Origin of the sequence: Desulfovibrio cuneatus DSM 11391 (assembly GCF_000430005.1) — a bacterium.
GTDB lineage: Bacteria > Desulfobacterota > Desulfovibrionia > Desulfovibrionales > Desulfovibrionaceae > Frigididesulfovibrio > Frigididesulfovibrio cuneatus.
The window spans coordinates 104,028-129,857 of sequence record NZ_AUCY01000004.1; the positions used below are offsets into that span (position 1 = coordinate 104,028).

Below are 25,830 nucleotides of genomic sequence, written 5' to 3' on the forward strand. Positions count from 1 at the left end.
ACCCTGGCACACACCCAGCATACCACCCAATTGCGCGCAAGGGCAAATTGCAGATCTCCCATTTTTTGCATATTGAGCAATTTTTACTCGCATTTTTTTGTAAAGCAGGCTAGTATTGCATTATTCTAAATATACTTGAACTTGTTGTGTGGCTTGATCTCATAACAAGAACACCTCCCCTCAAAAAAATACCCAGGTACACTCAAAACATATGTGCCTGTTTGTATAGCAACCTTGCGTGCAACCATGAAGAGAGATTGGAACTCCTTTTTTTCTGCGGCGGAAATGCCCTGGAAGGATAACATACCTGCTGCTGCGCCCCCGCCTACCCTTGCGGGGTTGAAGCAGTTTTTGGATTTGGCACACTGCAAGCACTGCCTGCTCAAGCCCTATACGCAATTGGCAAACTACCCCGTGGTAGACCTGCGCGAGCTTGTTCCTTCCTTTGAATCCGACCCCTATGAACATAAAGAACTGCCTGGCTTCAGCCTTGTGGCATTTGCACGGCCTATTCTTCCGTTTACGGAAATTTTCCAGTTCGACCAGCTTGCCCCCACCCATACTGCAGTGCGGGCAGACCTTGCCCAGGCCAACTTGCTGCGCAACCTGGAAACGGCACAAATTCGGTTGCCCCGCAACAAGGTGGAAGCCTTCCGGGCGGCATTTGGGAAAGAAGACATTACCCGCCTTGCCAACTACCCAGCTCTCCTCCCCTTCTTGCTTGACCTGGACAGGGCGCAGGTTATTGGGTTAAGCGGCTCCCACCCGCAAAACATGCGTTTTTCGCTTTGCGGGCTGTATGCTTCTTTCCCTTCCGACCTGGACGCGGAAGTAAAGCGCTATGGCCTGCGCATTGGTAAGTTCAGCGTAGATGCCCACGACATGTACGACCGCAACCGTCTGTTCGTATTACAACACCTCATGGAACTTTACGGTTACCCCGTTGCTTCTGAACGGCGCACATCCGCAGCCTTGTTTGCGCGCAGGCTACACAAAATGGGGGAATCGTTTCTGGTACGCACCCTTGGCCAGTCCGACAGAACCATTACCACCATTTGGAACGATGGTTCCCAGCGGCCCTACCCCCACGTGGAAAAAATTGCCATTGTACGCCTGGACGAAATGGACGCAGAAAACTACAATCGCCTGCGCGACAAAGGTTTTTTGCTAGACGAAGACGAGCGCACAGTGCTTTTGCGTGTTCTTTACCACCAGCACAAGTTCAGCGCGGAAAACGTGCGCCAGGAACGGGCTATTTCCGTGGCCGGGCAAGAGGTTATTCACCCCCTTACCGGGCAGGCCCTTGGCGGCATAAACATACTGCGTGAATCTTCCAACATGTTCTTGCGCCTGAACGACATTGTGCGGGGTGAATTTACAGGACGCATTGTGTACAAACGCAGCGAAGTGGTGGAAAATACCGACACCGACGAAAAGCGCCTGAAATTTTTGTATGCCTGGCTCACCAAGCACCAACGGCGTATTATTGGCTACCGCGACGAATTTTATGCAAAAATTCAAAAGGTGCTTGACAGTTACCTGCTCGACACCGAAAATTATGACAGCCTGGTGGCAATTAACGAACTCTACCAGGAAGTGCTGGACAGATATAGCTACATAGAACAGGCCCGCACTGTGCGCATGCTGGAAGACTTGGCAGAACGCACTGTAAAGGGAGAGCGCATTACCTACAAGCAAATGCTGGCAGAATCGGTAACGCTGTTCCACGACCTGCGCTTTGAAATTGTCAGCTATTTTGAAGGCCTTGTCAGCGCCTCCATTCATATTGGCGAAAACATGCTCAACGACAAGTACCTGATACGCAGTTACATTGAAAAAGAAGACACCCAGTTGAGCAAAAATGGCTTGGAAATTAAAAAACTTTATGGAAAACTGGTGACGTTGGTGGACGAACTGAAGGCCATCCGCAAAACACGCGGGGAAACAAAAACAGCACTGCCCGCAGCCGCCCCCCGCAGTAGCGGTGGCGACACACGCGTTGCCGCACCAAAGATATAAAGGAGAAGTCGTATGCCCCACTTCCACTCCCCCATTCAGGCATGGCACCTTGCCCACCAGGCGGTGCTCACCCCTGTTGCAGGCTGGGAAATGCCCCTGCATTTCGCCCAGGGAACACAGGCTGAACACCTGCATACCCGCACCAGGGCAGGACTTTCCGACTTCAGCCACATGGGTAAATTTCTGCTGGAAGGAAAGGGTGCCACGGTTGCCCTTAGCCGTTGCATAACCGCTAACCTAGCCACCCTCAAGCCCGGGCGCTGCCGCTATGGTTTTTTGCTCAATGATGCAGGGGGCATTCAAGACGACCTTATTGTCTACCGCCTGGAAGATGAAAAATTCCTGCTGGTGCTGAACCCGGAAAATACCGCCACCAAATTTGCCGAACTGCAAAGCGCCATGCCAGCCCCCCTGGCCTTGCACAACAATACGGAAGATACTGCAAAAATCGACTTGCAAGGGCCACAAGCCTTTGCCGTGCTGGAAGCCGTGCTGCCCGGCCCCTGGCGCAGGCTGCCTTTTTACGGGTTTACCACAGCAACATTTGAAGGTGCCCCCCTGATGGTTAGCCGCACTGGCTACACCGGGGAACTTGGGGTGGAACTTTATTGCCCCAACGAAAAGGCCCTGGCCCTTTGGGAATGCCTTATTGCCCATGAAGCCGTTGCCCCTGTGGGCCTTGGCGCACGTGACACGCTACGCCTTGAGGCAGGCCTGCCCCTTGCCGGGCGTGACTTGGATGCCCAGCATACTCCGGCAGAAGCCGGGTTTGCCGGGCTGCTCACTTCCCAGGCCGCCTACAAAGGGCACCAGGGCGCTTATGAAGTGCGCCAGCGCCTTACTCCCCTGAGCTTTAGCGGGCCGCATTTTGCCAACTGTGGCAGCGCGGTGCACACCCTTGATGGCGAAAGCATCGGGCACATCACCAGCAGTATTGTTTCCCCCAGCCTTGGGCACGGCATTGCTTTTGCCTACATTCTGGCAGCACATGCCCAGAACAAAGAGTTTGCAGTGGATACCACCACAGGCTCCCACCCTGCCCTGCGTGCCTCACTGCCCTTTTATACAGCAGGTACAGCGCGTAAAACACTGCTGTAGCATTCCCTGCGTAGCATCACTGGCTTCATCGTGCGCCCCTTGTTCTGCATTCGCCACAGGCAGCCAGTAGCAACAGCCCCCCACAATACCTCAACAGCCTCCTGATACAAAATACCAGCAGCCGCGGCAATTTTTGTGCCGCGGCTGCAAAAATGAAGCGGGAAAGAAACGGTTATGGCAACGGTACACACATTTTTTCTTGAGCCTGCCAAGTGGCAGGCCCCCTTTACCCTGCAAGGGGCAGAGGCACACCACCTTTCCCGCGTGTTGCGGGTGCGTAAGGGCGATACAGTACGGCTTTTGGACGGGCAAGGCAGGCTTGGCTTTTTTTGCGTTGCCAGCATTGAAAAAAATCACGTGCTTCTTTCCCTTGAGCATGAAGAGCTCACACCACGGCCCCCAGCTTGCACGCTGGCTGCCGGATATTCCAAAGCCCTGCGTCGCGGCTGGTTTTTGGAAAAGGCTGTTGAACTGGAAGCTGGAGCTTTGTGGTTCTGGCAAGGCGATTACAGCCAAGCCTCCTTGCCCGACACGGAAAAAGAAGCATGGCAAGGCAGCCTCGTGGCCGGAGCCAAACAAAGCGTTAACCCGTGGCTACCCCACATGGAATCAGTGACTGGCGGGGCTGCTGCTGTGGCTGCGCGGGCAAAAAATTTTGACAGAGCCTTTATGCTGTACGAAGGGGAAACTGAAGGCAGGCTGCTCACCCAGCAAGACCTTGCAGGCACGGATTCCACCCTGCTGGTTATCGGGCCTGAAGGGGGGTTTTCCCCGGCTGAGGTGACCACACTTATTGAAGCAGGCGTTGTTGCTGTAAGTCTTGGCAAGCGCATTTTGCGCTGGGAAACAGCCGCCGTGCTGGTTCTTGGCATGGCATGGTGGGCGCGCCAATGAGCATTCTTCCCCCCCTTCCTGAACGCCTGCGCCCCGGCACGCTGGAATTATTTGTGGGGCAAGAGCATATACGCCCCAAGCTGGAAAACTTCTTGCGTGCCCAGCGCCTGCCCAGCCTGTTGCTGTTTGGCCCGCCGGGGTGTGGCAAGTCAACCTTGGCGTTACTCCTTGCCCACGCCCACAGCCAAAAGGTGAAGCGCCTCAGTGCACCGGAAGTAGGGTTGCAACAACTGCGCCGCACCCTTGCCGACACGGACATTCTTATTCTCGATGAACTGCACCGCTTTTCCAAGGCCCAGCAGGATTTCTTCTTGCCCCTTGTGGAATCCGGGGAACTGGTGCTTATTGGCACCACTACGGAAAACCCCTCCTTCAGTATCACCCCCCAGCTTCTTTCCCGCCTGCATGTGCTGCGGCTGCGTCCGCTTGCTTCGGCAGACCTGCACAGGCTGGCACAGCGCGGGGCTGAACACCTGGGCTTTCAGCTTGAACCGCAAGTACAGGAATTGCTGGCCACCCTGTGCGGGGGCGACGCCCGCACCATGCTGAACCTTGTGGAATATATTGCGGCCCTGCCTGAAGAAACCCGCACCACCCAGGGTATCAAAGAAGCTCTGCCAGAAATTATTGCGCGGCATGACAAACAGGGCGACAAGCACTATGAGCTGGCCTCGGCCCTTATCAAGTCCATCCGGGGTGGCAACCCCGATGCCGCCATTTACTACCTGGCCTGCCTGCTGGAGGGGGGGGAAGACCCCCGCTTTATTTGCCGCCGTCTTATTCTTTCTGCGGCAGAAGACATTGGCCTTGCAGACCCTGCGGCCCTGCCCCTGGCCGTTTCTTGCCTGACTGCGGTGGAAAACATTGGTATGCCAGAGGGGTATATACCCATGGCTGAAACAGCCATTTACCTTGCCCTGGCACGCAAAAGTAATACCGCCTATGCAGCCTACGCCAATGCCTTACGGGAAATTAAAGCCGCGGGTGTGCAGGCTGTGCCCCTGCATTTGCGCAATGCCTCCACCCGGCTGCAAAAAGAATGGGGCTATGGCAAAGGGTACCAATACCCCCACAACTTTCCCGATGCCTGGGTTGACCAGGAATATATGCCGGCAGGACTTGAAGGCAGACAATTTTACTTCCCAAAATCGATTGGGTCAGAATCCGGCCTGAGTGCATGGTGGAAGCGCCTTACCGGGAAGAAATAACGAGAACAACACACAAATTGCCTGTGCCCCTTTCTAATGGAGTTTTTATGCCGTTACCTGCCTTGCCCTTGAGTAAAACAAGTTACACCACCCAGCCCAAAACAACTTCATGGTTAGGCCGGATTTTACCCAGCCTGTGTTTTTATATCAAGCTGATATGGCTTGTTTGCAGCCAAAGCCGCAGGGCCAATGCCGGGTGTTATACAGGGGCAGACTGGGCTTTTGGCAGCCTGCACGTGCTGCATGCCCTGGAAGAAAGCGGCGTGCAAGTGCAGGTAGAAGGGGTAGAGCACTTTCTGAACATTGAAGGCCCTTGCGTATTTGTGGGCAACCATATGAGCACTATGGAAACCATGGTGCTGCCTTGCCTTATTCAGCCCCTGCGCGAAGTCACGTTTGTGACCAAAAAAGAACTGGCTGAAATGCCCATTTTTGGTGCTATATTGCGCACCCGCAACCCCATTACCGTGGGGCGCACCAACCCGCGCGAAGACCTTTCCGCCATGCTGGATGGAGGGGCAGAACGCCTGGCTTCCGGCAGCTCGCTCATTATTTTTCCCCAAAGTACCCGCAGTGCCACCTTTGACCCTGCAAAGTTCAACAGTATTGGCATTAAGGTTGCGCGCAAGGCCGGGGTGCCTGTGGTGCCTGTGGCCCTGCTTACAGACGCCTGGGGCGTAGGCAGTATTGCCAAAGATTTTGGCCCCATCAACCCGGCCCGCCCAGTGCGCATTGCCTTTGGAGCACCGTTGTACATTGCAGGCCAGGGGAAAGAAGAACACGCCGCGGTATGCGCCTTTATTGAAGAAAAACTTGCCCAGTGGGCTGGGCACGATGCCCAGCCCAAAAGCATAGCTGCTTCTTAAAAAACGCCTTGTAATGAGGAAATAACGGACCCACACCGCTATTTAAGTGAATGCATTTCATACAGATGTATTGACTTAAAACTGCTTGATGAGTATATGTTAGAGCAGATTGACCTCCTCCATAGGATACTTTTATGATACGAATTCCCGTTTCCGAAGCAACGCCTGGCAAAAAGCTTGCTGAAGCCATTTATGATAAGAATGGCACAGTACTCTTTTTGTCTGGGGAAATACTTTCCCAGGATATGCTTTCGGAAATTGCCCGCCTGGGCATAGCAAACATACAAGTTCAGGAAGCGCCCGCCAGCGCGGCTCCCGCTGCCGCCCTCACTGAAACTTCAGACGACATGGTGGAGCTTGTAAACAAGCTCATTGCCGTCCGGTTTGGCACCTACGACCCCAAAGACTCTTATGTTGCCATGGCGCGTAACCTTGCCCTGGAAAGGGAAAGCCGCACCCTGCTCAGCCGCCATGGGAAAGTACCCAGTACCATGACAGGCTCCACCGTGCCTGCCTTTAAAACACAAAATCCCGGCCCTGTGCCCATGCAGCAATTACTGCGTGCCAGTGCAGACCTTGGCACCCTTCCTGTGGTGTTTCACAAGCTGGTGGCTGTTATCAACAGCCCCTATGCTTCTGCTTCCGATGCGGCCAATATTATTTCCACAGACCCTGCCCTTTCTGTAAAGCTGTTGCGCCTTGTAAACAGCGCCTTTTACGGCCTGCCCACTAAAATTGATACTATTCAGCGCGCTGTTACCCTTATTGGCACAGGTCAACTGGTTATGCTTGCCATGGGGGCCACCCTGGTTACCGCCTTCAAAGGGCTACCTGTTTCCATGGTAAACATGCAAAGCTTCTGGACACACTCCCTGGCCTGCGGGGTGGCGGCAAAGCTCATCAGCAAATTTGCCAAGATCCAGAACAACGACTCCTTTTTTGTCACGGGCCTCCTGCACGACATTGGACGCATGGTGTTTTACCACCGCTTGCCTGCCCAGTCGTTTTATATGCTTACGGAATCTCGCAGGCGCAACGTTTCCCTGCATGAACTTGAAAAGGAATGCCTTGGCTTTACCCATGAAGCCTTTGGCGCAGCCTTGCTGCGTGAATGGGGTTGCCCGGAAGAGCTGGCGCGCCGCATAAGCACGCACCACAGCCAGATTACGCCTAGCACCACGGTAGACAACATGGTAGTGCCTGCCGCCAATTTCATGGCCCAAAGTCTGGGGTATGGGTCTAGTGGCGACCAGATTGTGAGCTACATTCCCACTCCTTCATGGCAAAAGATGAATATTACCCCTTCCCTCCTGCCAGAAATTGCTGCACAGATGGAAGAACAAGTGCGGGCCCTGCGTTCCCTGCTCACCCACCCGGAATCAGCATAACGCGCGCTGCAAAAAAGTGGCTTACCAAACGCCAACCAACCACCAGGGCCAACTGCACATTTATTAATACATCTTGCTGCCTGCACTTTTTTTGCCTGCGTGGCTCCTGCCATGCGGCTTGCCCCCTGTGCCAAGCGCCATTTACTTGCATTTTTTCCCTTGTTACGGTATTCTTTATTCTTGATTGCTTCATAAGAACACCCCGCCTTGCCACACGGGCGACTGTGTTTGTATATACAGCAACTGGCTGGTTGTTTTATTGCATGCCTCTGCGCGTGTACGGGGAATTATTGCCGGGGGTTCTTCCGCAATAATACTCCTGTGGTTCAGGGAATTTCTGACCATGATGCAGAGCTAGTCAATAACCCCCCCGTTGTTGCAATGCCTATGGCTGCCTTGCGGTTTCTCCCAAGGCACATATACGCTCAATCGCTTGAGGCGTGCGCTTCCGGTTATTCCTTTTTTTTGCTGCACCTTGCGGTAAACAAACAGGTGTTCTTCTGGTTCGTCGCCGTAAGGAAACGCATTCATGAAAGTGGCAGCCCTTCTCTTTGTTCTTGGCATTGGGTACCTTACCTTTTCTGGCCTGTTTGAAAATTCCATTTACTATGTGGGCGTTGCTGAAGCCCTTGAACTTACCCCCAAAGACCTGACCACGGCGCGTATTTTTGGCACCGTAAAGCCGGAAGACCTTTCCCAGGCTGCAAATGGTCAAGGGGTAACTTTTTTTCTTGCAGACAGTGCCGATACTTCACGTGTTATACGCGTTGTATATAAGGGCATGGTGCCAGACACATTCAAGGCTGGGGCAGAAGTATTTGTGGAAGGCTCCATTGATCATGCAAATACCAGCTTTAACGCCAGCACCCTTGTCACCAAGTGCCCTTCCAAGTACCAAAAGGAAAACCGTACTTAGAGAAACGCCGCTTGAACGGCATGAAACGATTTTTGCCAGCCGGGTAAAGACTCTTTCATGCCGTTTTGCGCTTTTCTTCAGGCGTTTTATCGTTGCCAAACTTAAGAAATTGGCAGCAGCATGTTTATTTTGTTATAAAATCAACGTGCATAGCGTTTCACATACCTTCACAATCACGTCTTTTTGTCTCTTTTTTTGGTAACATGCCGCCCGGAACAAAAAGATAGCCGGACCGTATTGAGGAGTTTCTATGTATACTACCGCCCACCTTTTTCTGGTGGCGTCCTTTTTATGCGCGGTGTTCAGCACCGGGGCCTTGCTTACGCAATTGGCAACACAACGGAACAACCTGCTTGTATGGGCGGAACGAGCACACATGGCGCTCACCCTGCTTGTTACCGTGGCTGTGCTGGTATTGCTGTATGCCTTTACCACCTTTGACTTTTCTCTGGAATATGTTGCCCAGTATTCCGACCTTACCCTGCCCCTGTTTTACAGGCTAACAGCCTTGTGGGCCGGGCAGGCGGGCTCTCTGCTTTTTTGGGGTTGGTCTGTGGCACTTTGTGGCCTTGTTTTCATGCTGTGCCCTCCCTACCGCAACCTGAGTAACGAAACAAAGCTCTGGTACTGGGTGTTTTTCTTCACCATCATGGGTTTTTTCCTGCTGCTTATTACGGCCTGGAGCAACCCCTTTATTACCTTACCTGTTCCCCCGCGTGACGGCATGGGCTTGAACCCTTTGCTGCAAAACCCTGGCATGATATTCCACCCACCGCTCCTGTTTCTTGGGTACGGTGGTTTTGTGGTACCCGGCTGCCTTGCCCTGGCCCAAACCCTTTCCGGCCGCCTCCCCCCCAATGGCACGGGAGAATGTGTTGAACAACCCTGGGCCGAAACGTCCCGCGCCTTCATTCTGGTAGCCTGGCTTTTGCTTACCGCAGGCATTGTGCTTGGGGCATGGTGGGCCTACATGGAACTTGGGTGGGGTGGTTACTGGGCATGGGACCCTGTGGAAAACGCATCCCTCATTCCCTGGCTTGTGGCAAGTGCCTACCTGCACACCGGCATTGTGGAATCGTACCGTGGCAAGCTGCGCCTTACTAACGTTTTTCTCATGGCACTCACCACCATTTCCGCTTTTTTTGCCACCTACCTTGTGCGCAGCGGAGTTATCCAGTCGCTGCACGCCTACCCGGACGGCGGCGTGGGTAAACCTCTGCTTTTGTTTGTGCTTGCAAGCCTTTTGCTGGCCATTGTTATTCCTGCATGCAGCAAGGAGCGCTCACCAGAAATTGGCGGCGTGAATACCAAGGAAGGGCTTCTCAGCTTTGTGGCCTGGTTCCTGCTTGCTCTTGCTATTATCATTCTTATTGCCACCATTTGGCCTGTTATTATCGCTGGCGTTATTGGCATTAGCGACATTCTTCCTAAAACATGGCAAGCGGCCCTGCCCCAAAAACCCATGGGCCTTGAACCGGCATTTTATAACCGCACCTGCCTGCCCCTGTTTGCCTGCCTTGCGGCCCTGCTGATAATTTGCCCATTCCGCCAATGGAAAAATGGCTGGAACAACCCCAAGGCCCTTGTGGGGGCGCTGGCTGTTACCCTTTTTGCTGTGGCAATTTCATGGAAGATGGGCATAACCCATCCTGTGGCCCTGCTGGCAAGCGGTGCTTCCTTTGGGGCACTCGGTGGCATTGTACTGATGTTTGCCCTCAAACCCTCCCTGCTTACCATCAGGCAAACCCTGGCGGCCCATGGCGTACACATTGGCCTGCTCCTTACAGTGGCAGGTGTGGCGTTTTCCGGACCGTACCAATCTACCTATTCCCTTGTGCTGCATAAGGAAAAAAGCCGTGCAGCCACCATTAGCAGTTTTGTGAAAAGCCAAAGCCTGCTCCCCCTTTCCGGGGAATATACCGTTACCTTGAACGAACTGTATGAAGGGCAATCTTTGCACCAGGCCAATGGCGTGCCCCACTACCGCTTCCTCAAGGCAGAAATCAGCGTATTTCGCAACAACAGCTTTGTAGGTAAGCTGGAACCGCAAGTGCGGGTGTATTCCAGCAGTCCCAACCAGCCCTTCCGCGAGGTTTCCACGGTGTTCAGCCTTGGCAATGAACTGTACGCCACTCTTTCTCATATTGATGAACTGGGCAACGCACACCTGCAAATCAACGTGAACCCGCTGGTAAACTGGCTGTGGCTTGGCGGCATTGTCATGTGTCTGTTCCCCTTCCTTGGCCTTGCCCCGCGCAGGCGCAGGGGGGCGGCTACGGCCCAAGAGATTTAGTTTTTTTGGGGAGGCAGAGCCTCCCCAAAAAAATTCACTACCCCTTAACCACCTATTTTTGCCATGTATGCAGCCCTTCACGCAGTCACCCAGTTTTACGGCAGCCGCCTTGTGTTCAAGGGGGTAAGCTTGCGTGTGGAACCGGGACAAGTGCTGCTACTGGCTGGCCCCAACGGGGCTGGCAAAAGCACCCTCATGCGCCTGCTGGCCGGGCTCCTGCTGCCTACGCAAGGCACTGTCAGCTTTGGGGAAGCCTTGCAGCACAACAGGCAAGCCCTTGCCTACCTTGGGCACCAATCTTTTTTGTACCCGGAACTTACCGCCCTGGAAAATTTGCACTTCTGGAATGCCTGGGAAGGCGGCAAGGCCACCCGGAGCATGTGCGAAGCCGTGCTTGAAAGGGTAAACCTGCTCCCCTTTGCGGATGAAAAGGTAAAAGGATTTTCCCGTGGCATGGCCCAGCGCCTGACCCTTGCCAGGGTGTTGTTGCAAAACCCGCTCCTGCTATTACTGGATGAACCCGCCTCCGGGCTGGATACCCAGTCTTCCACCATGCTCCATGCTGAAATTGCTGCCGCAAAACAACGCGGCGCTGCTGTGGTGTGGATAAGCCACCACATTGCCCACGACATTGCTCTGGCAGATGCCGTGGCCCTGCTGGAACACAAACGCCTTGCCTTTTACGGCACTCCTGCAGAATTCGCTACCCGGAGCACAGCGGAACCCGCTGGAGGTGCCGCATGATGCGCTCTGCCCTGACTCTGTTCCAAAAGGATATCCGCCTGCTCCTCGGGCGCGGTTCAGGCCTTGTGCAGGCACTGCTCCTGGGCTTTCTGCTCATATTTTTGTTCAGCCTTTCGGCAGACATGGCAACCCCCACCACAGCCAAGGCGGCAGCAGCCATTTTCTGGATGGCTTCAGCCTTCTGCCAGGTGCTTATTTTCAACACCCTGTATGGCTATGAAGAAGGCCAGGGCCAGCGCCTTGGCCTGTTACTGGGCAAAACCCCGCCCCAGGCCGTATGGCTTGGAAAAGGGGCCGCAGCCCTGGTGGCCCTGCTGTTGGTTCAGGCCTTGCTGTTGCCTGCCATTGCTGTATTTTTACGCCAGGGGTTTGTGGCCCTGTGGCCCCAGGCCATTTTGGCCCTTGTGCTGGCAAACCTCGGGGGGGTTGGCCTTGGTTCGCTCTTGGGTGCCCTTTCCCAGGGGCAGGGGGCCAAAGAATCGCTCCTCAGCATAATTCTGTTTCCGTTGTTACTCCCCCTGTTCCTTATGGGCATTTTCGTGTTTGCCGCTGCCTTTACCGGGGAACACACCCAGGAAGTGGGCGCATGGTTACGCCTTGCCGCTGCCTTTGATGGAACCTTTTTAGGAGCCGCATACCTGCTGTTTCCTTACATATACACGGCGGAATAACCACCGCCATGGACTGTTTTACCAGGAAGACAATGATGCACACCCCCAAAAACAACGCCCTCCGCACCAACTACACTCCCTTTTGCCCCTGGGCCGGAATACTGGCCCTGCTAGGTGGCGTTGCCCTGGCAGCCTGCCAGTGGCTCATTTTTGTGTATGCCCCGGTGGAGGCCACCCTGGGCCTGCCCCAAAAGATTTTTTACCTGCATGTGCCCCTGGCATGGTGGGGCATGCTCAGCTTTTTCCTGACCTTTGTGGCCAGCGCATTATACTTGAAACATGGCACGCCCCGCTGGGACATGCTGGCAGAATCCGCTGCGGAAGCTGGCCTGTTACTGGCAGGCCTTGCCCTGGTGGCAGGCTCCTTCTGGGCCCGTGCTTCCTGGGGGGTGTGGTGGATTTGGGACGCACGCCTCACAACCACCCTTATCATGTGCTTTACCTACGCAGGCTATCTTATTATTCGCCGCCTGGACATGCCGGAAATGCGGCGCAACAAGGTGGCTGCGGTGGTGGGTATTGTGGCGTTCCTGGATGTTCCCCTGGTATACATTTCCTCGCGTTTGTGGAGCTTCATCCACCCGCCCTCCGTGCAGCTTGATTCCGATATGCGCCTTGTCATGTGGCTGTGTGTTGGGGCGTGCAGCTTCTTCTGGGCCGGGCTGGTCACCTTGCGCTTCAGCCTAGCCGCCACGGAACGCACCCTGAACACCCTCACGGCCCAGCAGTTAGCCGCCCAAAGCGCCAAAGAATAGGAACACTATTATATTCCCTTGGACAAGGCATGCTTTCCTCAAAAAATGCTTTGTCCTTAAGGAAGCATTGATGAATTAGCATGTTGGAAACGCGTAGTTATTTCGTTTGGCAAGGCACAAGCTTTTTTTGAAGCAGGAGTGGACTCTTCCGTCCTCGACTGTTTCAAAAAAAGCAAAGTAACGCCGCCAAACGGAATAAATCAGTGTTTCCTTAAAAAAACAACTGAATACCGTTAAGGAGTACCATATGAATAATGCTCTGTGGGTTATGTATGCTGGCATGGTTTGCTGGGGGGGCATTGGCCTGTACCTTTTTTTCCTTGCGCGCAAACAGCGTGCCCTTACCACCCGCCTGAATCGCCTTGCCCAACTTATGGAGAATGAAGAATGAGCAGCACAACCTACCCCAAAAGCGTTCGCAATGGGGTTCTCTCCCTTATGGTTGCGGCCATTGCCGCCATGTTCCTTGCCTCGTTCACCGCTTTTTTTCCTGGCACCTCTCAGCAGAGCAAGCAAGCTGCCACAGAACGTGGCACCACGGCCCCGAATACTGCCGAAGCGGAAAGCGCCGCCTTCGGTTTTTCTGCCCAAACAACCGACACCCTGGGCCAGCTCATGGGCCGCTTGCAGCGCGAACCAGACAACGTAGACCTGTTGCTGGACATAAGCACTCTGTTTTTAGACAACCAGGGCTATGACCAGGCCAAAAACTTCCTGACCCGCGCCGTAGTGACAGACCCCACCAACCTTGATGCACGCATGATGCTTGGGCGCTGCTTGTACCTGCAAGACAATGTAGAAGGCGCAGCACGGGCATTTGAAGACATTCTTGCCCTGCAACCGTACGCCCCTGCCATGATCAACCTGGGCATTCTGTACAAACACCACTTGAACCGTGTGGCAGAAGCCAAAGCCATTTTCGAAAAAGTTCTGCAAACTCCTGGGGTGGATGAAGAACTCACCGCCAAGGCCCGCCAGGAACTGGAAAAATAGATTCCTTGCAATACCCTGCATTTTAATATTCTGCACCAAACCCGCCAAGGCCAGTACAGGAAAAAGTCTTTCCCCTGCACTCCCCTTGGCGGTTTAGGTTCTCTCAATGGAATACTCTCCAAATAGGGCGCAATACCTGCAAATAAATCAGTATTCGGCCACCTTGCAGACGTGAGCCCTTGACACAGGCTTGCCTTGCGCCATAAAGTAGCAGATTACCTCGCGCGCTGCCTTTTGGTGCAAGGCCCGCGCATGTTCACAAGCGCCTGTAAAGTTGAGGCTTTTTTATGGGTACAATAACTATTAGTGAAGGGCTTACCTTTGATGACGTCCTGCTATTGCCTGCGTATTCGGAAACAACCCCGGACCAGGTAGACGTTACCTCCTTCCTTACCCCGGATATATGCTTGCCAGTTCCCCTTCTTTCCGCCGCCATGGACACGGTTACCGAGTCTGAAATGGCCATTTCCATGGCTCGAAACGGGGGCGTTGGGGTTGTTCATAAAAACATTCCCATCCCCATTCAAAAGCTTGAAGTGGAAAAGGTGAAAAAGTCTGAAAGCGGCATGATTCTGGCCCCCATTACAGTGGCCCCCAACGACACCGTGCAACACGCCCTTGAGCGCATGCGCGAATTCCGCGTTTCCGGCCTGCCTGTTGTGCGTGGCACGCGCCTTGTGGGCATTCTTACCAACCGTGATGTGCGCTTTGTCACCGACGCTTCCACCTCCAAGGTGAAAGATGTTATGACCAAACGCAACCTGGTCACTGTGCCCGTGGGCACTACCCTTGAACAAGCGAAGATCCACCTGCACAAAAACCGTATTGAAAAATTGCTGGTGGTGGATGAAAATAAAGAACTCAAGGGCCTTATTACCATGAAGGACCTTGATAAAATTAAACAATACCCCAATGCCTGCAAAGACAGCCAAGGCCGCCTGCGCGTGGGCGGGGCCATTGGCGTGGGGGGCGACAGCCTGCCACGGGCCGAAGCCCTGCTGGAAGCCGGAGTGGATTTTTTGGTGCTGGATTCTGCCCATGGGCATTCTGCCAACGTACTCAAGGCCATTGCTGAAATTCGGGCCACATGGCCCCAGTGCCAGCTTGTGGCAGGGAACGTGGCCACCTATGAAGGGGCAAAAGCCATTTTAAAGGCAGGTGCCAACACCGTAAAAGTGGGCATTGGCCCTGGTTCCATTTGTACCACCCGTATTGTGGCAGGTGTGGGCGTACCCCAGGTTACCGCCATTATGGAAGCTGTGCGCGCCGCCAAAGAACTTGACCGCTGCGTTATTGCAGACGGTGGTATCAAATATTCGGGCGATGTGGTGAAGGCCCTTGCCGTTGGCGCACACAGCGTCATGATTGGCAGCCTGTTTGCAGGAACAGAGGAAAGCCCCGGTGAAACCATTCTGTACCAGGGCAGAACCTACAAAATTTACCGTGGCATGGGTTCCATTGATGCCATGAAGGAAGGCAGCTCTGACCGCTACTTCCAGGAAAAAAGCAAAAAGTTTGTGCCGGAAGGCATTGTGGGCCGAGTGCCCTACAAAGGCCCTGTGGCAGAAAACCTGTACCAACTCGTGGGCGGCCTGCGTTCCGGCATGGGCTACCTTGGCGCTGCCACCCTGGCAGAACTGCGTGAAAAAGCCCAAATGGTTCGCATTTCTTCCGCAGGCCTGCGTGAAAGCCACGTACACGACGTTATCATTACTAAAGAAGCGCCTAACTATCAGGTGGACAGAGGCTAAATATGAAAGAACATCGCACCGTTCTTATAATTGATTTTGGTTCCCAGTATACCCAGCTTATTGCCCGCCGCGTGCGCGAAGCTGGAATTTACTCCCGCATTTTGCCCTGCACTTGCACGGCAGACCAAATTCGTGAAGCAAAACCCGACGCCATCATCCTTTCCGGCGGCCCGGACGATGTAGGTGAGCCAGGCGCCCCTACCCTGCACCCGGTGGTGCTGGAGCTTGGCGTGCCTGTGCTGGGCATTTGCTACGGCATGCAGCTTTTGGCCCACACCCTGGGCGGGGAGCTTGGCGTTTCCCACACCCGCGAATACGGCAGGGCCACCCTGGCACCCCAGGCCAACTGCGGCCTGTGGCAGGGCATTGGGGAAAAGGAATTTACGGTATGGATGTCGCATGGCAACACCGTAACCAAAATGCCCCAAGGCTTCACCGCCACCGCCTGCACCAAAGACCTGCCCCTTGCTGCCATGGCAGACGAAGCGCGTAAAATTTACGCCGTGCAATTCCACCCGGAAGTGCACCACACGGAGAATGGCACCTGCATGATCCAAAACTTCCTGTTCCGCATTGCCGGGCTGGAAAAAGACTGGACCATGACCTCGTTCATTGACACAGCCATTGCCCAGGCAAAAGCCCAGGCCGGTAACAGCAACGTGGTATTGGGCCTTTCCGGTGGTATTGATTCCACCGTGGTAGCAGCCCTGCTGCACAAGGCCATTGGCCCGCAACTGCACTGTATTTTTGTGGATACTGGCCTTATGCGTCACAATGAAGCAGAAGAAGTGGTGGCTGCCTTTAAAAAATACATGCCCGGCCTGAACCTGCACCACGTGAAAGCACAAGACCTGTTTCTAGGCCGCCTTGCTGGTGTGGAAAACCCGGAAGAAAAACGCAAAATTATTGGACACTCCTTCATTGAAGTGTTTGATAAAGAAGCCCACTCCATTGAAAATGTGGCCTTCCTGGCCCAGGGCACTGTGTACCCGGACGTTATTGAGTCTTACTCTGCCAAGGGTGTGGTCATTAAAAGCCACCACAACGTGGGCGGCCTGCCGGAAACCATGAAGCTTTCCCTTATTGAACCATTACGTGAACTTTTCAAAGATGAAGTGCGCGCCGTGGGGCTGGAGCTGGGATTGCCCGAAGAACTGGTGTGGCGCCATCCTTTCCCAGGCCCTGGCCTTGCCATTCGGGTGCTGGGTGCTGTTTCGGAAGAGCGCCTGGCTACATTGCGCCTTGCAGACCACATTGTGCAGCAGGAATTGCGCAGCACAGGCTGGTACCGCAAAGTGTGGCAAGGGTTTGCCGTGCTGTTGCCCCTGCAAACCGTTGGGGTAATGGGCGACGCCCGCACCTATGAAAATGTGGTGGCCCTGCGCATTGTAAATAGTGTGGATGCCATGACAGCCGACTGGGCCCGCTTGCCAGACGATGTACTGGACCGCATTTCTTCACGCATTATCAGTGAAGTGAAAGGTATTAACCGGGTTGTGTACGACATTTCGTCCAAGCCCCCCAGCACCATTGAGTGGGAATAACTTCCAAGTGTGTTTTGAAACCGCCTTGCCTTTACTTGTAAGGGCAAGGCGGCATTGAGTGGCCCGGCACTAGTGCCGTCATGCATGCGTTCCCGGCGCTACTGCCCAGGGTAAAGGTGAGTTATGTTTGGAATCGGATCAACAGAATTTATTGTTATTATCCTTGTTGCCGTGCTTGTTCTTGGGCCGGAACACTTGCCCAAGGTAATGCGAACATTCAGCAAGGTGATGTCTGACTTTCGCCGCGTCAGCACAGATTTTCAGCGCACCATGAACCTGGAAGCCCTGGATCTGGAAAAGCAGCAGGCCGCAGCCAAACCAAAAAAGAAAAAAAGCCTCAAAACCCCCAATGCGGCTCCTTCTGAAGAATTACAAGAAGCCACCACAGCAGAAACAGCCCCCCCCGCTCCAGCAAGCTCCCAGGCGGGCGGGCAAGATGATATGGTTGCTGCCGCCACCGCTGCAACGGAAGCGGCTGAAGCTGGCAACTCTGCCCAAAGTGTTGAGACCACGGTTACCGCAGCCACCATGGCTGCCAACACCCTTGCCCCAGGGCAAGAAGCGGCCCCTGCGCCGGAATACCCCGTACAGCAAGCAGAAACGGCTGCACCTGCCCAGCAAGGCACACCCGTTACGACTACTGCTGTGGCAGAGGCAACGCCACCAGCGGCACCCCATGCAGAACATTCCCCAAGCCATAACCTTGGTGTAAATACTGCCGCCCTGTTCGACCTGGCTGCCCTTGCCGAACAACAACAGCGTGAAGCCCTGGCCGAAGCCCAGAAAAAAGCTGAAGCAGTAGCACTGCAACAAGAGCAGGGAACGCCGGCATGAGCACCAACGCCCCCTTTGACGACAAATCGCACCCAAATACGCCTGAGAATACTGCTCAGGCAAATACCCAGCCTGAGCAATTGCCGGGTGAACAGTCCCCAAGCGAAGCAGATAATGATTCAGAAACAGCCCCTCCCCCAGCTCCATTTGACAGCACAGCAGACAGTTTTGGCGACAATGCCTTTGCCGCTCCCTCAGAGCAACCTGACAGTGCCGAAGCAAGCGTAAGCCAGGCCCAGGGCGAAGCAACAGACCAGAATGAAACCAGCGGGGAACATTTACCCGCCACACCTGGCCAGACCATTCCCGCGCAAGAAGAAGCCCCTGACGACCAAGAGGACGGAGACGAAGACAAGGAGGATGAGGCAGAGGAAGAAGAGGAAGACAAGCCCATGACCCTGCGTGACCACTTTACCGAGTTACGCAAGCGTCTTTTTTGGTGCTTTGCCTTTGCCATTGTGGGTTTTGCCATTTGCTATCCCTTTGCCCAGGAAATTTTTACCATTCTTGTGCACCCATTAGATGCCGCACTGCCCGCAGGAAGCAAATTCCAGTACACCGCCGCGCATGAAGCCTTCTTTACCTTCATGAAGGTGGCATTCATTGCAGGCATTTTCCTTACAAGCCCTTTTATTTTCTACCAGATTTGGGCTTTTATTGCCCCAGGGCTGTATGATTCGGAAAAAATGTTTGTGGTGCCCGTTTCCATTGCTTCTGCTGTGTTTTTCATCGGGGGCGGTGCATTTTGCTATTTTGTGGTGTTCCCCTTTGCCTTTGAATTTTTCATGCAATACAGTAACGACCGCATTATTGCCATGCCCACCCTCAATGAATCATTCGGGTTTGTGCTGCAAATGCTGGTTGCCTTCGGGCTGGTTTTTGAACTGCCCCTGTTTGTTTTTTTCCTTGCCCGCCTTGGGCTGGTAACAGCAGATTTTTTGCGTCAAACCCGCCGCTATGCCATTTTGGTTATTGTTATTGTTGCCGCCATTCTTACTCCGCCAGACGTCATTTCTCAAGCACTCATGGCCGCCCCTCTTTACCTGCTGTATGAATTCAGCATTCTTGTTGCCCAAGTATTTGGTAAAAACAAGCCCAAAGATACAGAGGACGAAGAAGACGAAGAAGACGAAGAAGATGAGGACGAGGCAGAGGAAGGAACCACAAAACCAGATTCCGCGGCTTAGTACCAAGGCAAATTTGCCGTTCATGCTGCCATTCATATGAGTAGCTGAACATACCGGATTCACCATAAGGACGCCGCAAGGCAAAGGATACGTGCGTGAGCATGCAACCTTCGTTCAGAGAAATTACCATGGAAAGGGAAACCCTGGAAACCAGCATTTCCCTGCGTATGAACCTTGATGGTTCCGGGCAGGTTTCTGTGGAAACAGGCTATGGCATGGCTGACCATATGATAACCCTTATGGCCTTTTGGGCAGGCTTTGACCTTTCCATTCAGTGCCGGGGCGATTTAGAAGTAGACGCACACCACACAGTGGAAGACATTGGCCTGCTCATTGGGCAAGCATTGCGCCGTACCCTGGGGGACAAAAAAGGCATTGCCCGCGTGGGCTGCGCCAAAGTTCCCATGGACGAAGCCCTGGCAGAAGTGTGCATAGATCTTTCCGGCAGGCCCTACCACGTTATGCGCGGCCAGGAACTGCTGCCCGCCATCATTGCCGGGGAAGAAAACGACTTGTGGCGCGAATTTTTCAAGTCCGTTGCCAATGAAGCGGGCATGAACTTGCATGTTTTGTTCCACTACGGGCAAAATGGGCACCACCTGCTGGAATCTGCCTTTAAAAGCCTTGGCCTTGCCCTGCGCAGCGCTATTCGGCAAGAAAGAACTCAACTGCTTAGCACAAAAGGGAGCCTTTCCTAATGCGTACACAACCTCGTTTTCTGCTTGTTTGCCTTGCCCTGTTGCTCCTGGGCCTTGCGGCCTGCAGCACCCCCAAGCAGCCCCCCCTTCCCGTGGGCGGCCTTACCCTTGGGGTGGCCCAGTTTACCCAGCCCACCATTTCAGGCGATATGCTGGCAGGCTTTATGCCGGAAAACACGCCGCGTGTAGACCAAGGCACCTTGCAAACTCTGGATAAACAGTTCGCCGCCCTGTTGGCGCAAGAATCCAAGCACCACTATGTGAGCGCGGAAAAAGCCCGCATGTGCTATGCCACCGCCACCCAGGGAAGCCCCAAACAGGCTGCCCTGCGCACGTGGTCGGCTGTGGGCCGTTGCATGGGCGTAGACCTGTTGCTGGTGCCCCAAATTATTGCCTGGCAGGAACGTGAAGGCAGCAACTTCGGCGCTGTTATTCCCGCTGGCCTTGCCATGGATTCGTTTGTAATTGATGTCAACAGCGAAACACTTATTTCCCGTTCCCATTTTGAAGAAATACAAAGACCCCTCAGTGAAAACCTGCTGAAGACCGGAACATTCCTGCGCCGTGGGGGCCGTTGGGTTACCACCTATGAACTGGCACAGGAAGCCATGCGCCAGGCAATAAAGGAGCTTGGCTTGTGATTATTTTTCCTGCGGTTGATATTAAAGACGGCAAATGTGTGCGCCTGCAAAAAGGCCGGGCCGATGCCACCACGGTGTTTGCAGAAGACCCCGTTGAAGCTGCCCTGCACTGGGAAAAGCAAGGGGCACGCTGGCTGCACCTGGTAGACCTGGACGGAGCCTTTGCCGGAGAGCCCGTAAACCTGCCCCTTATTACTCGCCTGTGCGCCGCCCTTTCCATTCCTGTGCAAATGGGCGGGGGGATTCGCAGCATTGAAACGGCCAAAGCCTACGTGCAGGCCGGGGTAACCCGCCTTATTATTGGTACCATGGCCCTTGATAACCCGGAAATGTTCCAGGCCATGTGCGCTGCCCTGCCGGGGAAAATTGGCGTTTCACTGGATACTGAAGGCGGTATGCTGAAAACAAAAGGCTGGGTGGCAGATTCTGGCCAAACCATTCAGGAAGTGCTGCCGCGCCTTGCCGGGCAGGGAGCCTCTTTTGTTATTCACACCGACATCGACCGCGACGGCATGCAGAGCGGGGTAAACCTTGCCCTGCTGGGTGAGCTTGCCAAAACAAGCCCCCTGCCCCTTATTGCAGCGGGCGGCGTTGCCACCCTGGACGACATTAAAAACCTGTACCCCCTAAGCAAAAACAGTAACCTGCAAGGGGCCATTACAGGCCGCGCTATTTATGAAGGCACACTGAACCTGCCGGAGGCTATGGCCTGGTTGCAGGCCCAGCCAGCGTAAGGAAACGCTGATTTATTCCGTTTGGCTGCGTTACTTCACGTTTCTTGAAGCAGTCGAGGGCGAAAGAGCCCACTCCTGCTTCAAGAAACGCTTGTGCCTTGCCAAACGAAAGAACTGAGCGTTTCCTAAAATATCATTCACGCCGAGACGCTTCTGCAGTAACAGTGAAGATGAAGTACAACGTCCCCCAATTTAAGTGACTCCTATTCATCAGATACCATTCACAGGACACCATGATATCCCTTTCCTCTACCCCCAAGAAATATCATACCGACCAGGACAAGGCCTGCACCCCACAGGAAACAGTGCGCCGGGTAAAGGCGGCACTTTCCGGGCTTTCTCTTTCCATTCTGGCCCAAACCCGTCGCATTGATAACGGCGTGCTGGGCATTCCTGTGTTCTTGAGCATATGCGGGGAAGACGCGCGCAGCGTTATGCCCACCCGCAAGCAAATGGGCAAAGGGGCCAGCCCGGAACAGGCTGAAGCTTCTGCCCTGATGGAGCTCATGGAACGCTATGGTTTTTTCACTTTCTGGCGTGACCTGCCTGAGGCCACCCAAACCACTTGGGAAGAAGCAAAAGTGCTGTTCCCCAAAACCCTCATGCCCCTTGATTTAGTGAACAAAGCCTGCGGCGACACCCTGCCCCACGACACCCTGGAGCGCATACTGAACCTGCGGCCCTGGCTATTTGTACCCACCACCCACATTGCCACTGGCAACACCGTGCATGTGCCCCTGGACCTGTTCAAGGTGCTCAATGAATTCAACGGCTCTTCCGCAGGTAACACCCATGTGGAATCCATTCTGCAAGGCACCTGCGAACTGGTAGAACGCCACGTGTGCGCCCTGGCAGACAAGCTGCACCCAGCCCTGCCAAGCCTGCCTGTGCAACCGGAAAGCACTAACGACCCGGTGCTGCGTGACCTTTTGGAAAAGTTCCACCACAACGGCATTGTGCTGGTGCTAAAAGATATGACCATGGGCATGCCCGTGCCCACCGTGGCAGCCCTGGCCATGAACCCGCTCACGTTTCCAGCCACCTCTGAAATTGTATTTACCGCAGGCACTGCCTGCACGCCGGAAAAAGCCGCTATCCGCGCCATTACAGAAGTGGCCCAGCTTGCCGGAGATTTTTGCACCTCTGCCTCCTATGAAGCTTCCGGCCTGCCCAAATATCGCAGTTGGGAAGAAACAGAATGGCTGCACCAAGGCCCACAAACCACTTATGCTGCCCTGCCCCGCATTGAACACGACGATATGCTGGAAGAACTGCAAGAAGTGGCGCAGCGCCTGGAAGCCCTTGGCTTCCCCCTGTTTAGTGTAAGCACCCAAAACCCGCAAACAGGCGTACCCAGCAACTACAACTTTGTGCCTGGCTTCCAGTTTCGGGAGCGAGACGAACACCCCAGCGTGGGTTTGTTTGTACTACGCCTTTTGCGTGAAGAAGCGAATGAAGAAGCCTTGCTGGCCGGCCTTGCCACCATTGAGGCTGCCTACCCTGAAAGCCACTTTATTCCTTTTTTCAAAGGCCTAATTGCCCTGGACATGGGGAATGTGGAAACTGCCCGTGCCTTTTTTACTGAGGCATTGCCCTTGCAGCCAGGGGCCACCGCCACAGCCCTGGTGGCTTTTTACCACGCCTACACCCTTACCCAGGAAGCACAGTGGGAAACGGCCATTCCCCTGCTGGATAACGCCATTGAAAGCGCCCCAGACCTGAAAGAAGCCCTTAACCTGCGCGGGGTGTGCAAGTTCAAGCTGGAACGCTACGCCGAAGCTGCGGAAGACTTCACAGAAGTTGTCAAATTCATTGACAAAAGCTCTGTTATGGACTTGTTCAACCTGGGGGTGTGTCACAAGCTCATGGGCAATACAGATGAGGCGAAAACCTACCTTACCGCAGCCCTTAGCATAGACCCCACCTTTGCCAAAGCCCAAGAGCATTTGGCAGAGCTTGCGTCACAAGTGCAAAGATAATCTGATTTACTCTTAATTCATGAATACCCCCTCGCCAGAAAAAGCCAGGGGGTATTTTTTTTGCCCTTCGCTACTCCAGCTATTTATAATTGAAAGGGCCAGATATACGGCACAAGCACCATGCACAACACAAGGGCGACAACCTGAAGAGCCCAACCATACTTGACATAGTCAAAGAACGTATAGTTACCGGGGCGCAGCACCAGCGTGTTGGAAGGTGTGGCAATGGGGGTAAGGAAGCAGGCGGAAGCTGAAGCACACACCCCCATGACGAAAGGAAGTGGGCTGTACCCCAAGTTCAGCGTCAGGGGAATAATCAGGGGCACCATAATGGCGGTTGTGGCCGTGTTGGACATAACGTTGGTAATAAGCCCGGTTATAATACAAGCAATGGCCAAAATAGCATATGGGTCAGAAACGTACTGGGTAATGGTGTTGGCAAGTAAAAGCGCTGCGCCGGATTTTTCCATGGCAAAACTCATGGATAACATCCCGGCAAACAGGTAAATGGTGGTCCAGTCCACTCCCTTAAAGGCATTTTCAACACTTATGCAGCGGGTTATAATGCACAGCATGGCCCCAAGCATGGCAGCAGAAGTCAGGGGAATAAGCCCGGTGGCCATGGAAATGATCACCATAAAAAAGATGGCCCCGGCAATAACGGTATACTTGGTAAAGGGGACATCCTCTTCTTCCACATGGAGTGCTGTGTCTGGCCGGTCGCCGGGCAAGAGCCACTTGGAAAACACGGTGTACATTATAATGGTAATAATAAGCAGGGGAACCCCGTAATAACCAAATTCAAAAAAACCAAAAACCCGCGTTCCAGGAGCCATTTTGGCAATAAGGGAATTGGCGACCATGTTTGGGGCCGTGCCCACAAGTGAAATACACCCCCCTACGGAAGCTGCGTAGGCTGTGGGCAATAATATGCGCGACGGGGAAAGGTGGGCCCTGCGAGCAATGGAAATAAGCATGGGCAGGGTAATGGCAGTTACCCCTGCATTGTTCAAAAAGGCAGACATAATACCGATCATGGCAATAGAAACAATAATAATTGAGTGCTGGCTTGTTCCGGCTTTACGAATAACCCAGGCCGCAGAACGCTGGGCAAACCCCGTGGCAAAGGTGGCTTCACCCAGCATAAACAACCCTACAATAGTAAGAATGCTGGTGTCGCCAAAGCTGATCCAGGCATCTTTCACCGATATAACACCAAATGTGCTTAACGCACAGGGAACCAGTACCGCAGTAACAGCAAGGGGAATGGCTTCTGTAAAAAACAACAGGGCAGCCACCAGCAGAATACCCAATGTCAGGTAAATGTGGACCATATTGGGGCCAGCAACGGCTGGTACCCCGCTGGCAGCCTGGGCAGTAAGGGAAAATACAACAGCACTCAGCAATATACCAAATAAGAGTCCTATGTCCTTCATAACCTGCTCCATACGTTAAGGGCAAATAATATTCATTGCCCGTGGTAAGCCCAAGGGAGCTAAGCAGCATTTACCCATAGGCATTGAAAAGCCCATGATACGTTCAGGAAAATACCTCCTTGTTAGTGTCTGTTTTACGTATTTTTTGTTAACAAAATAGTAAGGAAACGCTAAAAACACATATTGAGTGAAACAATAAAGATGGTCGCCAAAACAATTTTCCTGAACAGCACGCTGTTCAGTTTTTTATTGGCCAGGTTGCCAAGGTAGCTACCAAGAAAAACAAACGGAATGGCTGGCAACACGCTAAACAAAGAGCTTGGCGTAAGCATGCCTATATACAAATAAGCAATTGTTTTATATGTATTGGTTATAAAGAATAAAAGAACGATAGTGCCCACAAAAACGCGCTTATCCAAATTTCTGGTTACCAGATACAATGACCACACCAACCCCCCGGCATGTGCCAAAACAGTAGCCACACCACCCATGGCACCATAAATATAAATTTGCTTGTTCGCATACTTTGTATTGATGACAGAAGATATTTTTTTAATAAATACAATAGGTGGCAAGGAAGGCCACAGCATACCCACAGAATAGAGCATGCCAAAAATACCCACCCCAATGCGAAAGGCCTTGCCCGGAATAATAGGCAGCAATATGGTGCCTATCAGTAAGCCTGGCAAGGCAGAAAGTAAAATACGCATCAGCTCCGGCGTGCTTGTCCACTGCTTCCAGTAATACCGCATTCCTATTACATCTGAAGCCAGCATAAGCGGGGCCCCAAGCCCCAAAGCAACCTTGGCCGGGAATGCCAAAGAAAGTGTGGGCAAAAGAAAAATACCCGAACCAACCCCCACGCCATTTTTAATAATACCTGAACATAACCCCGCAATGGCAATAATACATACTTCTGTAACATTCATACGACCCTCACTTAGTACATAACGACACAGGGTTATTCCATACGCCCGATGCTCCGAAAGAAACAGTGCATACTGCATGATTAAAACGTGTGGTCATATTCTATTTCAAGGGAAATTCTCCGATTATATCTGGAGAACCGCAAACTGCCGCACAGCCGCCGTACCCTTCCAAAGCCTTCGGTTTTGGTCGTCGGCTCGTAAAAACTCCGTAGTAATACCACTGCAGTAAAGCTATGCCAGCAACAATTATGC

The 25,830-nt window shown here is 53.5% G+C and carries 24 protein-coding genes; 21 read left to right on the forward strand and 3 right to left on the reverse strand.

All coding sequences use genetic code 11. The annotated features are described in order from the left end of the window. Positions 1 to 246: 246 nt before the first annotated feature. From G497_RS15955 to G497_RS18775, 6 genes are all read left to right on the forward strand, one after another. Entirely contained in the window at positions 247 to 2,019 is a 1,773-nt protein-coding gene (locus G497_RS15955; RefSeq protein ID WP_211228727.1) for a hypothetical protein, read from the forward strand. Between the two features lie 12 nt (positions 2,020 to 2,031). Next, on the forward strand, positions 2,032 to 3,117 hold the full coding sequence (locus G497_RS0100455) for an aminomethyl transferase family protein (RefSeq protein WP_027186668.1): 1,086 nt from the start codon (positions 2,032 to 2,034) through the stop codon (positions 3,115 to 3,117). A gap of 174 nt (positions 3,118 to 3,291) precedes the next feature. Then, positions 3,292 to 4,011: a 16S rRNA (uracil(1498)-N(3))-methyltransferase gene (locus tag G497_RS0100460; RefSeq protein ID WP_027186669.1), complete on the forward strand. Its 720-nt coding sequence runs from the start codon at positions 3,292 to 3,294 to the stop codon at positions 4,009 to 4,011. Further along, on the forward strand, positions 4,008 to 5,219 hold the full coding sequence (locus G497_RS0100465) for a replication-associated recombination protein A (RefSeq protein ID WP_027186670.1): 1,212 nt from the start codon (positions 4,008 to 4,010) through the stop codon (positions 5,217 to 5,219). The genes G497_RS0100460 and G497_RS0100465 overlap by 4 nt, the downstream gene beginning before the upstream one ends. A gap of 47 nt (positions 5,220 to 5,266) precedes the next feature. Continuing rightward, positions 5,267 to 6,085, forward strand: a complete 819-nt coding sequence (locus G497_RS15960) for a lysophospholipid acyltransferase family protein (protein WP_051257680.1) — start codon at positions 5,267 to 5,269, stop codon at positions 6,083 to 6,085. Positions 6,086 to 6,219: 134 nt separating this feature from the next. Next, complete coding sequence (locus G497_RS18775) at positions 6,220 to 7,473, forward strand: HDOD domain-containing protein (RefSeq protein WP_051257681.1); 1,254 nt, start codon at positions 6,220 to 6,222, stop codon at positions 7,471 to 7,473. Between the two features lie 354 nt (positions 7,474 to 7,827). Here the strand turns inward: G497_RS18775 and G497_RS20015 are convergent, their stop codons facing one another. Next, complete coding sequence (locus G497_RS20015) at positions 7,828 to 8,004, reverse strand: hypothetical protein (RefSeq protein WP_156907860.1); 177 nt, start codon at positions 8,002 to 8,004, stop codon at positions 7,828 to 7,830. Between G497_RS20015 and G497_RS0100490 the strand changes: the two genes are divergently transcribed. The 15 genes from G497_RS0100490 (at position 8,003) to G497_RS0100560 (ending at position 23,213) form a co-directional block, all read left to right on the forward strand. Continuing rightward, positions 8,003 to 8,389, forward strand: coding sequence for a cytochrome c maturation protein CcmE (locus G497_RS0100490; RefSeq protein WP_027186671.1), 387 nt, complete (start codon positions 8,003 to 8,005; stop codon positions 8,387 to 8,389). The two genes, G497_RS20015 and G497_RS0100490, sit on opposite strands and share 2 nt — an antisense overlap. Before the next feature lie 250 nt (positions 8,390 to 8,639). Continuing rightward, positions 8,640 to 10,682 carry a heme lyase CcmF/NrfE family subunit gene (locus G497_RS0100495; protein ID WP_027186672.1) on the forward strand — a complete coding sequence of 681 codons (2,043 nt, stop codon included), beginning with the start codon at positions 8,640 to 8,642 and terminating at the stop codon, positions 10,680 to 10,682. A 63-nt stretch (positions 10,683 to 10,745) separates the two neighbouring features. Then, positions 10,746 to 11,426 carry a heme ABC exporter ATP-binding protein CcmA gene (ccmA, locus tag G497_RS15970; protein WP_034635921.1) on the forward strand — a complete coding sequence of 227 codons (681 nt, stop codon included), beginning with the start codon at positions 10,746 to 10,748 and terminating at the stop codon, positions 11,424 to 11,426. Further along, positions 11,423 to 12,097: a heme exporter protein CcmB gene (locus G497_RS0100505; RefSeq protein ID WP_027186673.1), complete on the forward strand. Its 675-nt coding sequence runs from the start codon at positions 11,423 to 11,425 to the stop codon at positions 12,095 to 12,097. The genes ccmA and G497_RS0100505 overlap by 4 nt, the downstream gene beginning before the upstream one ends. Before the next feature lie 32 nt (positions 12,098 to 12,129). Beyond that, positions 12,130 to 12,852, forward strand: coding sequence for a cytochrome c biogenesis protein (locus G497_RS15975; RefSeq protein WP_245576325.1), 723 nt, complete (start codon positions 12,130 to 12,132; stop codon positions 12,850 to 12,852). 247 nt (positions 12,853 to 13,099) lie between these two features. Then, positions 13,100 to 13,243 (forward strand): CcmD family protein, encoded by a 144-nt coding sequence (locus G497_RS19515; RefSeq protein ID WP_084515794.1) that lies wholly within the window; start codon positions 13,100 to 13,102, stop codon positions 13,241 to 13,243. Next, entirely contained in the window at positions 13,240 to 13,845 is a 606-nt protein-coding gene (locus G497_RS0100520) for a tetratricopeptide repeat protein (RefSeq protein ID WP_027186674.1), read from the forward strand. The genes G497_RS19515 and G497_RS0100520 overlap by 4 nt, the downstream gene beginning before the upstream one ends. A 287-nt stretch (positions 13,846 to 14,132) precedes the next feature. Continuing rightward, positions 14,133 to 15,596 (forward strand): IMP dehydrogenase, encoded by a 1,464-nt coding sequence (guaB, locus tag G497_RS0100525; RefSeq protein ID WP_027186675.1) that lies wholly within the window; start codon positions 14,133 to 14,135, stop codon positions 15,594 to 15,596. 2 nt (positions 15,597 to 15,598) lie between these two features. Further along, positions 15,599 to 17,140, forward strand: a complete 1,542-nt coding sequence (gene guaA / locus G497_RS0100530) for a glutamine-hydrolyzing GMP synthase (RefSeq protein WP_027186676.1) — start codon at positions 15,599 to 15,601, stop codon at positions 17,138 to 17,140. A 123-nt stretch (positions 17,141 to 17,263) separates the two neighbouring features. Continuing rightward, positions 17,264 to 17,974 (forward strand): twin-arginine translocase TatA/TatE family subunit, encoded by a 711-nt coding sequence (locus G497_RS19520; RefSeq protein ID WP_084515796.1) that lies wholly within the window; start codon positions 17,264 to 17,266, stop codon positions 17,972 to 17,974. Between the two features lie 392 nt (positions 17,975 to 18,366). Then, complete coding sequence (gene tatC / locus G497_RS0100540; RefSeq protein ID WP_027186677.1) at positions 18,367 to 19,161, forward strand: twin-arginine translocase subunit TatC; 795 nt, start codon at positions 18,367 to 18,369, stop codon at positions 19,159 to 19,161. A gap of 101 nt (positions 19,162 to 19,262) precedes the next feature. Next, positions 19,263 to 19,859 carry an imidazoleglycerol-phosphate dehydratase HisB gene (gene hisB / locus G497_RS0100545; protein ID WP_027186678.1) on the forward strand — a complete coding sequence of 199 codons (597 nt, stop codon included), beginning with the start codon at positions 19,263 to 19,265 and terminating at the stop codon, positions 19,857 to 19,859. After that, complete coding sequence (locus tag G497_RS0100550) at positions 19,859 to 20,500, forward strand: hypothetical protein (protein WP_027186679.1); 642 nt, start codon at positions 19,859 to 19,861, stop codon at positions 20,498 to 20,500. Before hisB ends, G497_RS0100550 begins: the two co-directional genes overlap by 1 nt. Further along, positions 20,497 to 21,234: a 1-(5-phosphoribosyl)-5-[(5-phosphoribosylamino)methylideneamino]imidazole-4-carboxamide isomerase gene (gene hisA, locus G497_RS0100555; protein WP_027186680.1), complete on the forward strand. Its 738-nt coding sequence runs from the start codon at positions 20,497 to 20,499 to the stop codon at positions 21,232 to 21,234. Before G497_RS0100550 ends, hisA begins: the two co-directional genes overlap by 4 nt. A 233-nt stretch (positions 21,235 to 21,467) precedes the next feature. Then, positions 21,468 to 23,213 (forward strand): YcaO-like family protein, encoded by a 1,746-nt coding sequence (locus tag G497_RS0100560; RefSeq protein WP_027186681.1) that lies wholly within the window; start codon positions 21,468 to 21,470, stop codon positions 23,211 to 23,213. A gap of 83 nt (positions 23,214 to 23,296) precedes the next feature. On the opposite strand, the gene G497_RS0100565 is transcribed toward G497_RS0100560, so the two are convergent. Then, positions 23,297 to 24,649 carry an SLC13 family permease gene (locus G497_RS0100565; protein ID WP_051257682.1) on the reverse strand — a complete coding sequence of 451 codons (1,353 nt, stop codon included), beginning with the start codon at positions 24,647 to 24,649 and terminating at the stop codon, positions 23,297 to 23,299. Between the two features lie 170 nt (positions 24,650 to 24,819). Further along, the gene (locus tag G497_RS0100570) at positions 24,820 to 25,578 is read right to left on the reverse strand and encodes a sulfite exporter TauE/SafE family protein (RefSeq protein ID WP_027186683.1); all 759 of its coding nucleotides are present in this window, start codon (positions 25,576 to 25,578) and stop codon (positions 24,820 to 24,822) included. Between the last annotated feature and the right edge of the window lie 252 nt (positions 25,579 to 25,830).

Excerpts from the sequence above, each read along its gene's own strand:
- G497_RS18775 (WP_051257681.1), top strand. The coding sequence starts at position 6,220 with ATGATACGAATTCCCGTTTCCGAAGCAACGCCTGGCAAAAAGCTTGCT.
- G497_RS0100460 (WP_027186669.1), top strand. The coding sequence starts at position 3,292 with ATGGCAACGGTACACACATTTTTTCTTGAGCCTGCCAAGTGGCAGGCC.
- G497_RS15955 (WP_211228727.1), top strand. The coding sequence starts at position 247 with ATGAAGAGAGATTGGAACTCCTTTTTTTCTGCGGCGGAAATGCCCTGG.
- G497_RS19515 (WP_084515794.1), top strand. The coding sequence starts at position 13,100 with ATGAATAATGCTCTGTGGGTTATGTATGCTGGCATGGTTTGCTGGGGG.
- G497_RS19520 (WP_084515796.1), top strand. The coding sequence starts at position 17,264 with ATGTTTGGAATCGGATCAACAGAATTTATTGTTATTATCCTTGTTGCC.
- G497_RS20015 (WP_156907860.1), bottom strand. The coding sequence starts at position 8,004 with ATGAATGCGTTTCCTTACGGCGACGAACCAGAAGAACACCTGTTTGTT.
- guaA (WP_027186676.1), top strand. The coding sequence starts at position 15,599 with ATGAAAGAACATCGCACCGTTCTTATAATTGATTTTGGTTCCCAGTAT.
- G497_RS0100495 (WP_027186672.1), top strand. The coding sequence starts at position 8,640 with ATGTATACTACCGCCCACCTTTTTCTGGTGGCGTCCTTTTTATGCGCG.
- G497_RS0100465 (WP_027186670.1), top strand. The coding sequence starts at position 4,008 with ATGAGCATTCTTCCCCCCCTTCCTGAACGCCTGCGCCCCGGCACGCTG.
- ccmA (WP_034635921.1), top strand. The coding sequence starts at position 10,746 with ATGTATGCAGCCCTTCACGCAGTCACCCAGTTTTACGGCAGCCGCCTT.
- G497_RS15975 (WP_245576325.1), top strand. The coding sequence starts at position 12,130 with ATGATGCACACCCCCAAAAACAACGCCCTCCGCACCAACTACACTCCC.
- G497_RS0100490 (WP_027186671.1), top strand. The coding sequence starts at position 8,003 with ATGAAAGTGGCAGCCCTTCTCTTTGTTCTTGGCATTGGGTACCTTACC.
- G497_RS0100550 (WP_027186679.1), top strand. The coding sequence starts at position 19,859 with ATGCGTACACAACCTCGTTTTCTGCTTGTTTGCCTTGCCCTGTTGCTC.
- hisB (WP_027186678.1), top strand. The coding sequence starts at position 19,263 with ATGCAACCTTCGTTCAGAGAAATTACCATGGAAAGGGAAACCCTGGAA.
- G497_RS0100505 (WP_027186673.1), top strand. The coding sequence starts at position 11,423 with ATGATGCGCTCTGCCCTGACTCTGTTCCAAAAGGATATCCGCCTGCTC.
- G497_RS0100520 (WP_027186674.1), top strand. The coding sequence starts at position 13,240 with ATGAGCAGCACAACCTACCCCAAAAGCGTTCGCAATGGGGTTCTCTCC.
- tatC (WP_027186677.1), top strand. The coding sequence starts at position 18,367 with ATGACCCTGCGTGACCACTTTACCGAGTTACGCAAGCGTCTTTTTTGG.
- G497_RS0100455 (WP_027186668.1), top strand. The coding sequence starts at position 2,032 with ATGCCCCACTTCCACTCCCCCATTCAGGCATGGCACCTTGCCCACCAG.
- G497_RS0100570 (WP_027186683.1), bottom strand. The coding sequence starts at position 25,578 with ATGAATGTTACAGAAGTATGTATTATTGCCATTGCGGGGTTATGTTCA.
- G497_RS0100560 (WP_027186681.1), top strand. The coding sequence starts at position 21,468 with ATGATATCCCTTTCCTCTACCCCCAAGAAATATCATACCGACCAGGAC.
- guaB (WP_027186675.1), top strand. The coding sequence starts at position 14,133 with ATGGGTACAATAACTATTAGTGAAGGGCTTACCTTTGATGACGTCCTG.
- G497_RS0100565 (WP_051257682.1), bottom strand. The coding sequence starts at position 24,649 with ATGAAGGACATAGGACTCTTATTTGGTATATTGCTGAGTGCTGTTGTA.
- G497_RS15960 (WP_051257680.1), top strand. The coding sequence starts at position 5,267 with ATGCCGTTACCTGCCTTGCCCTTGAGTAAAACAAGTTACACCACCCAG.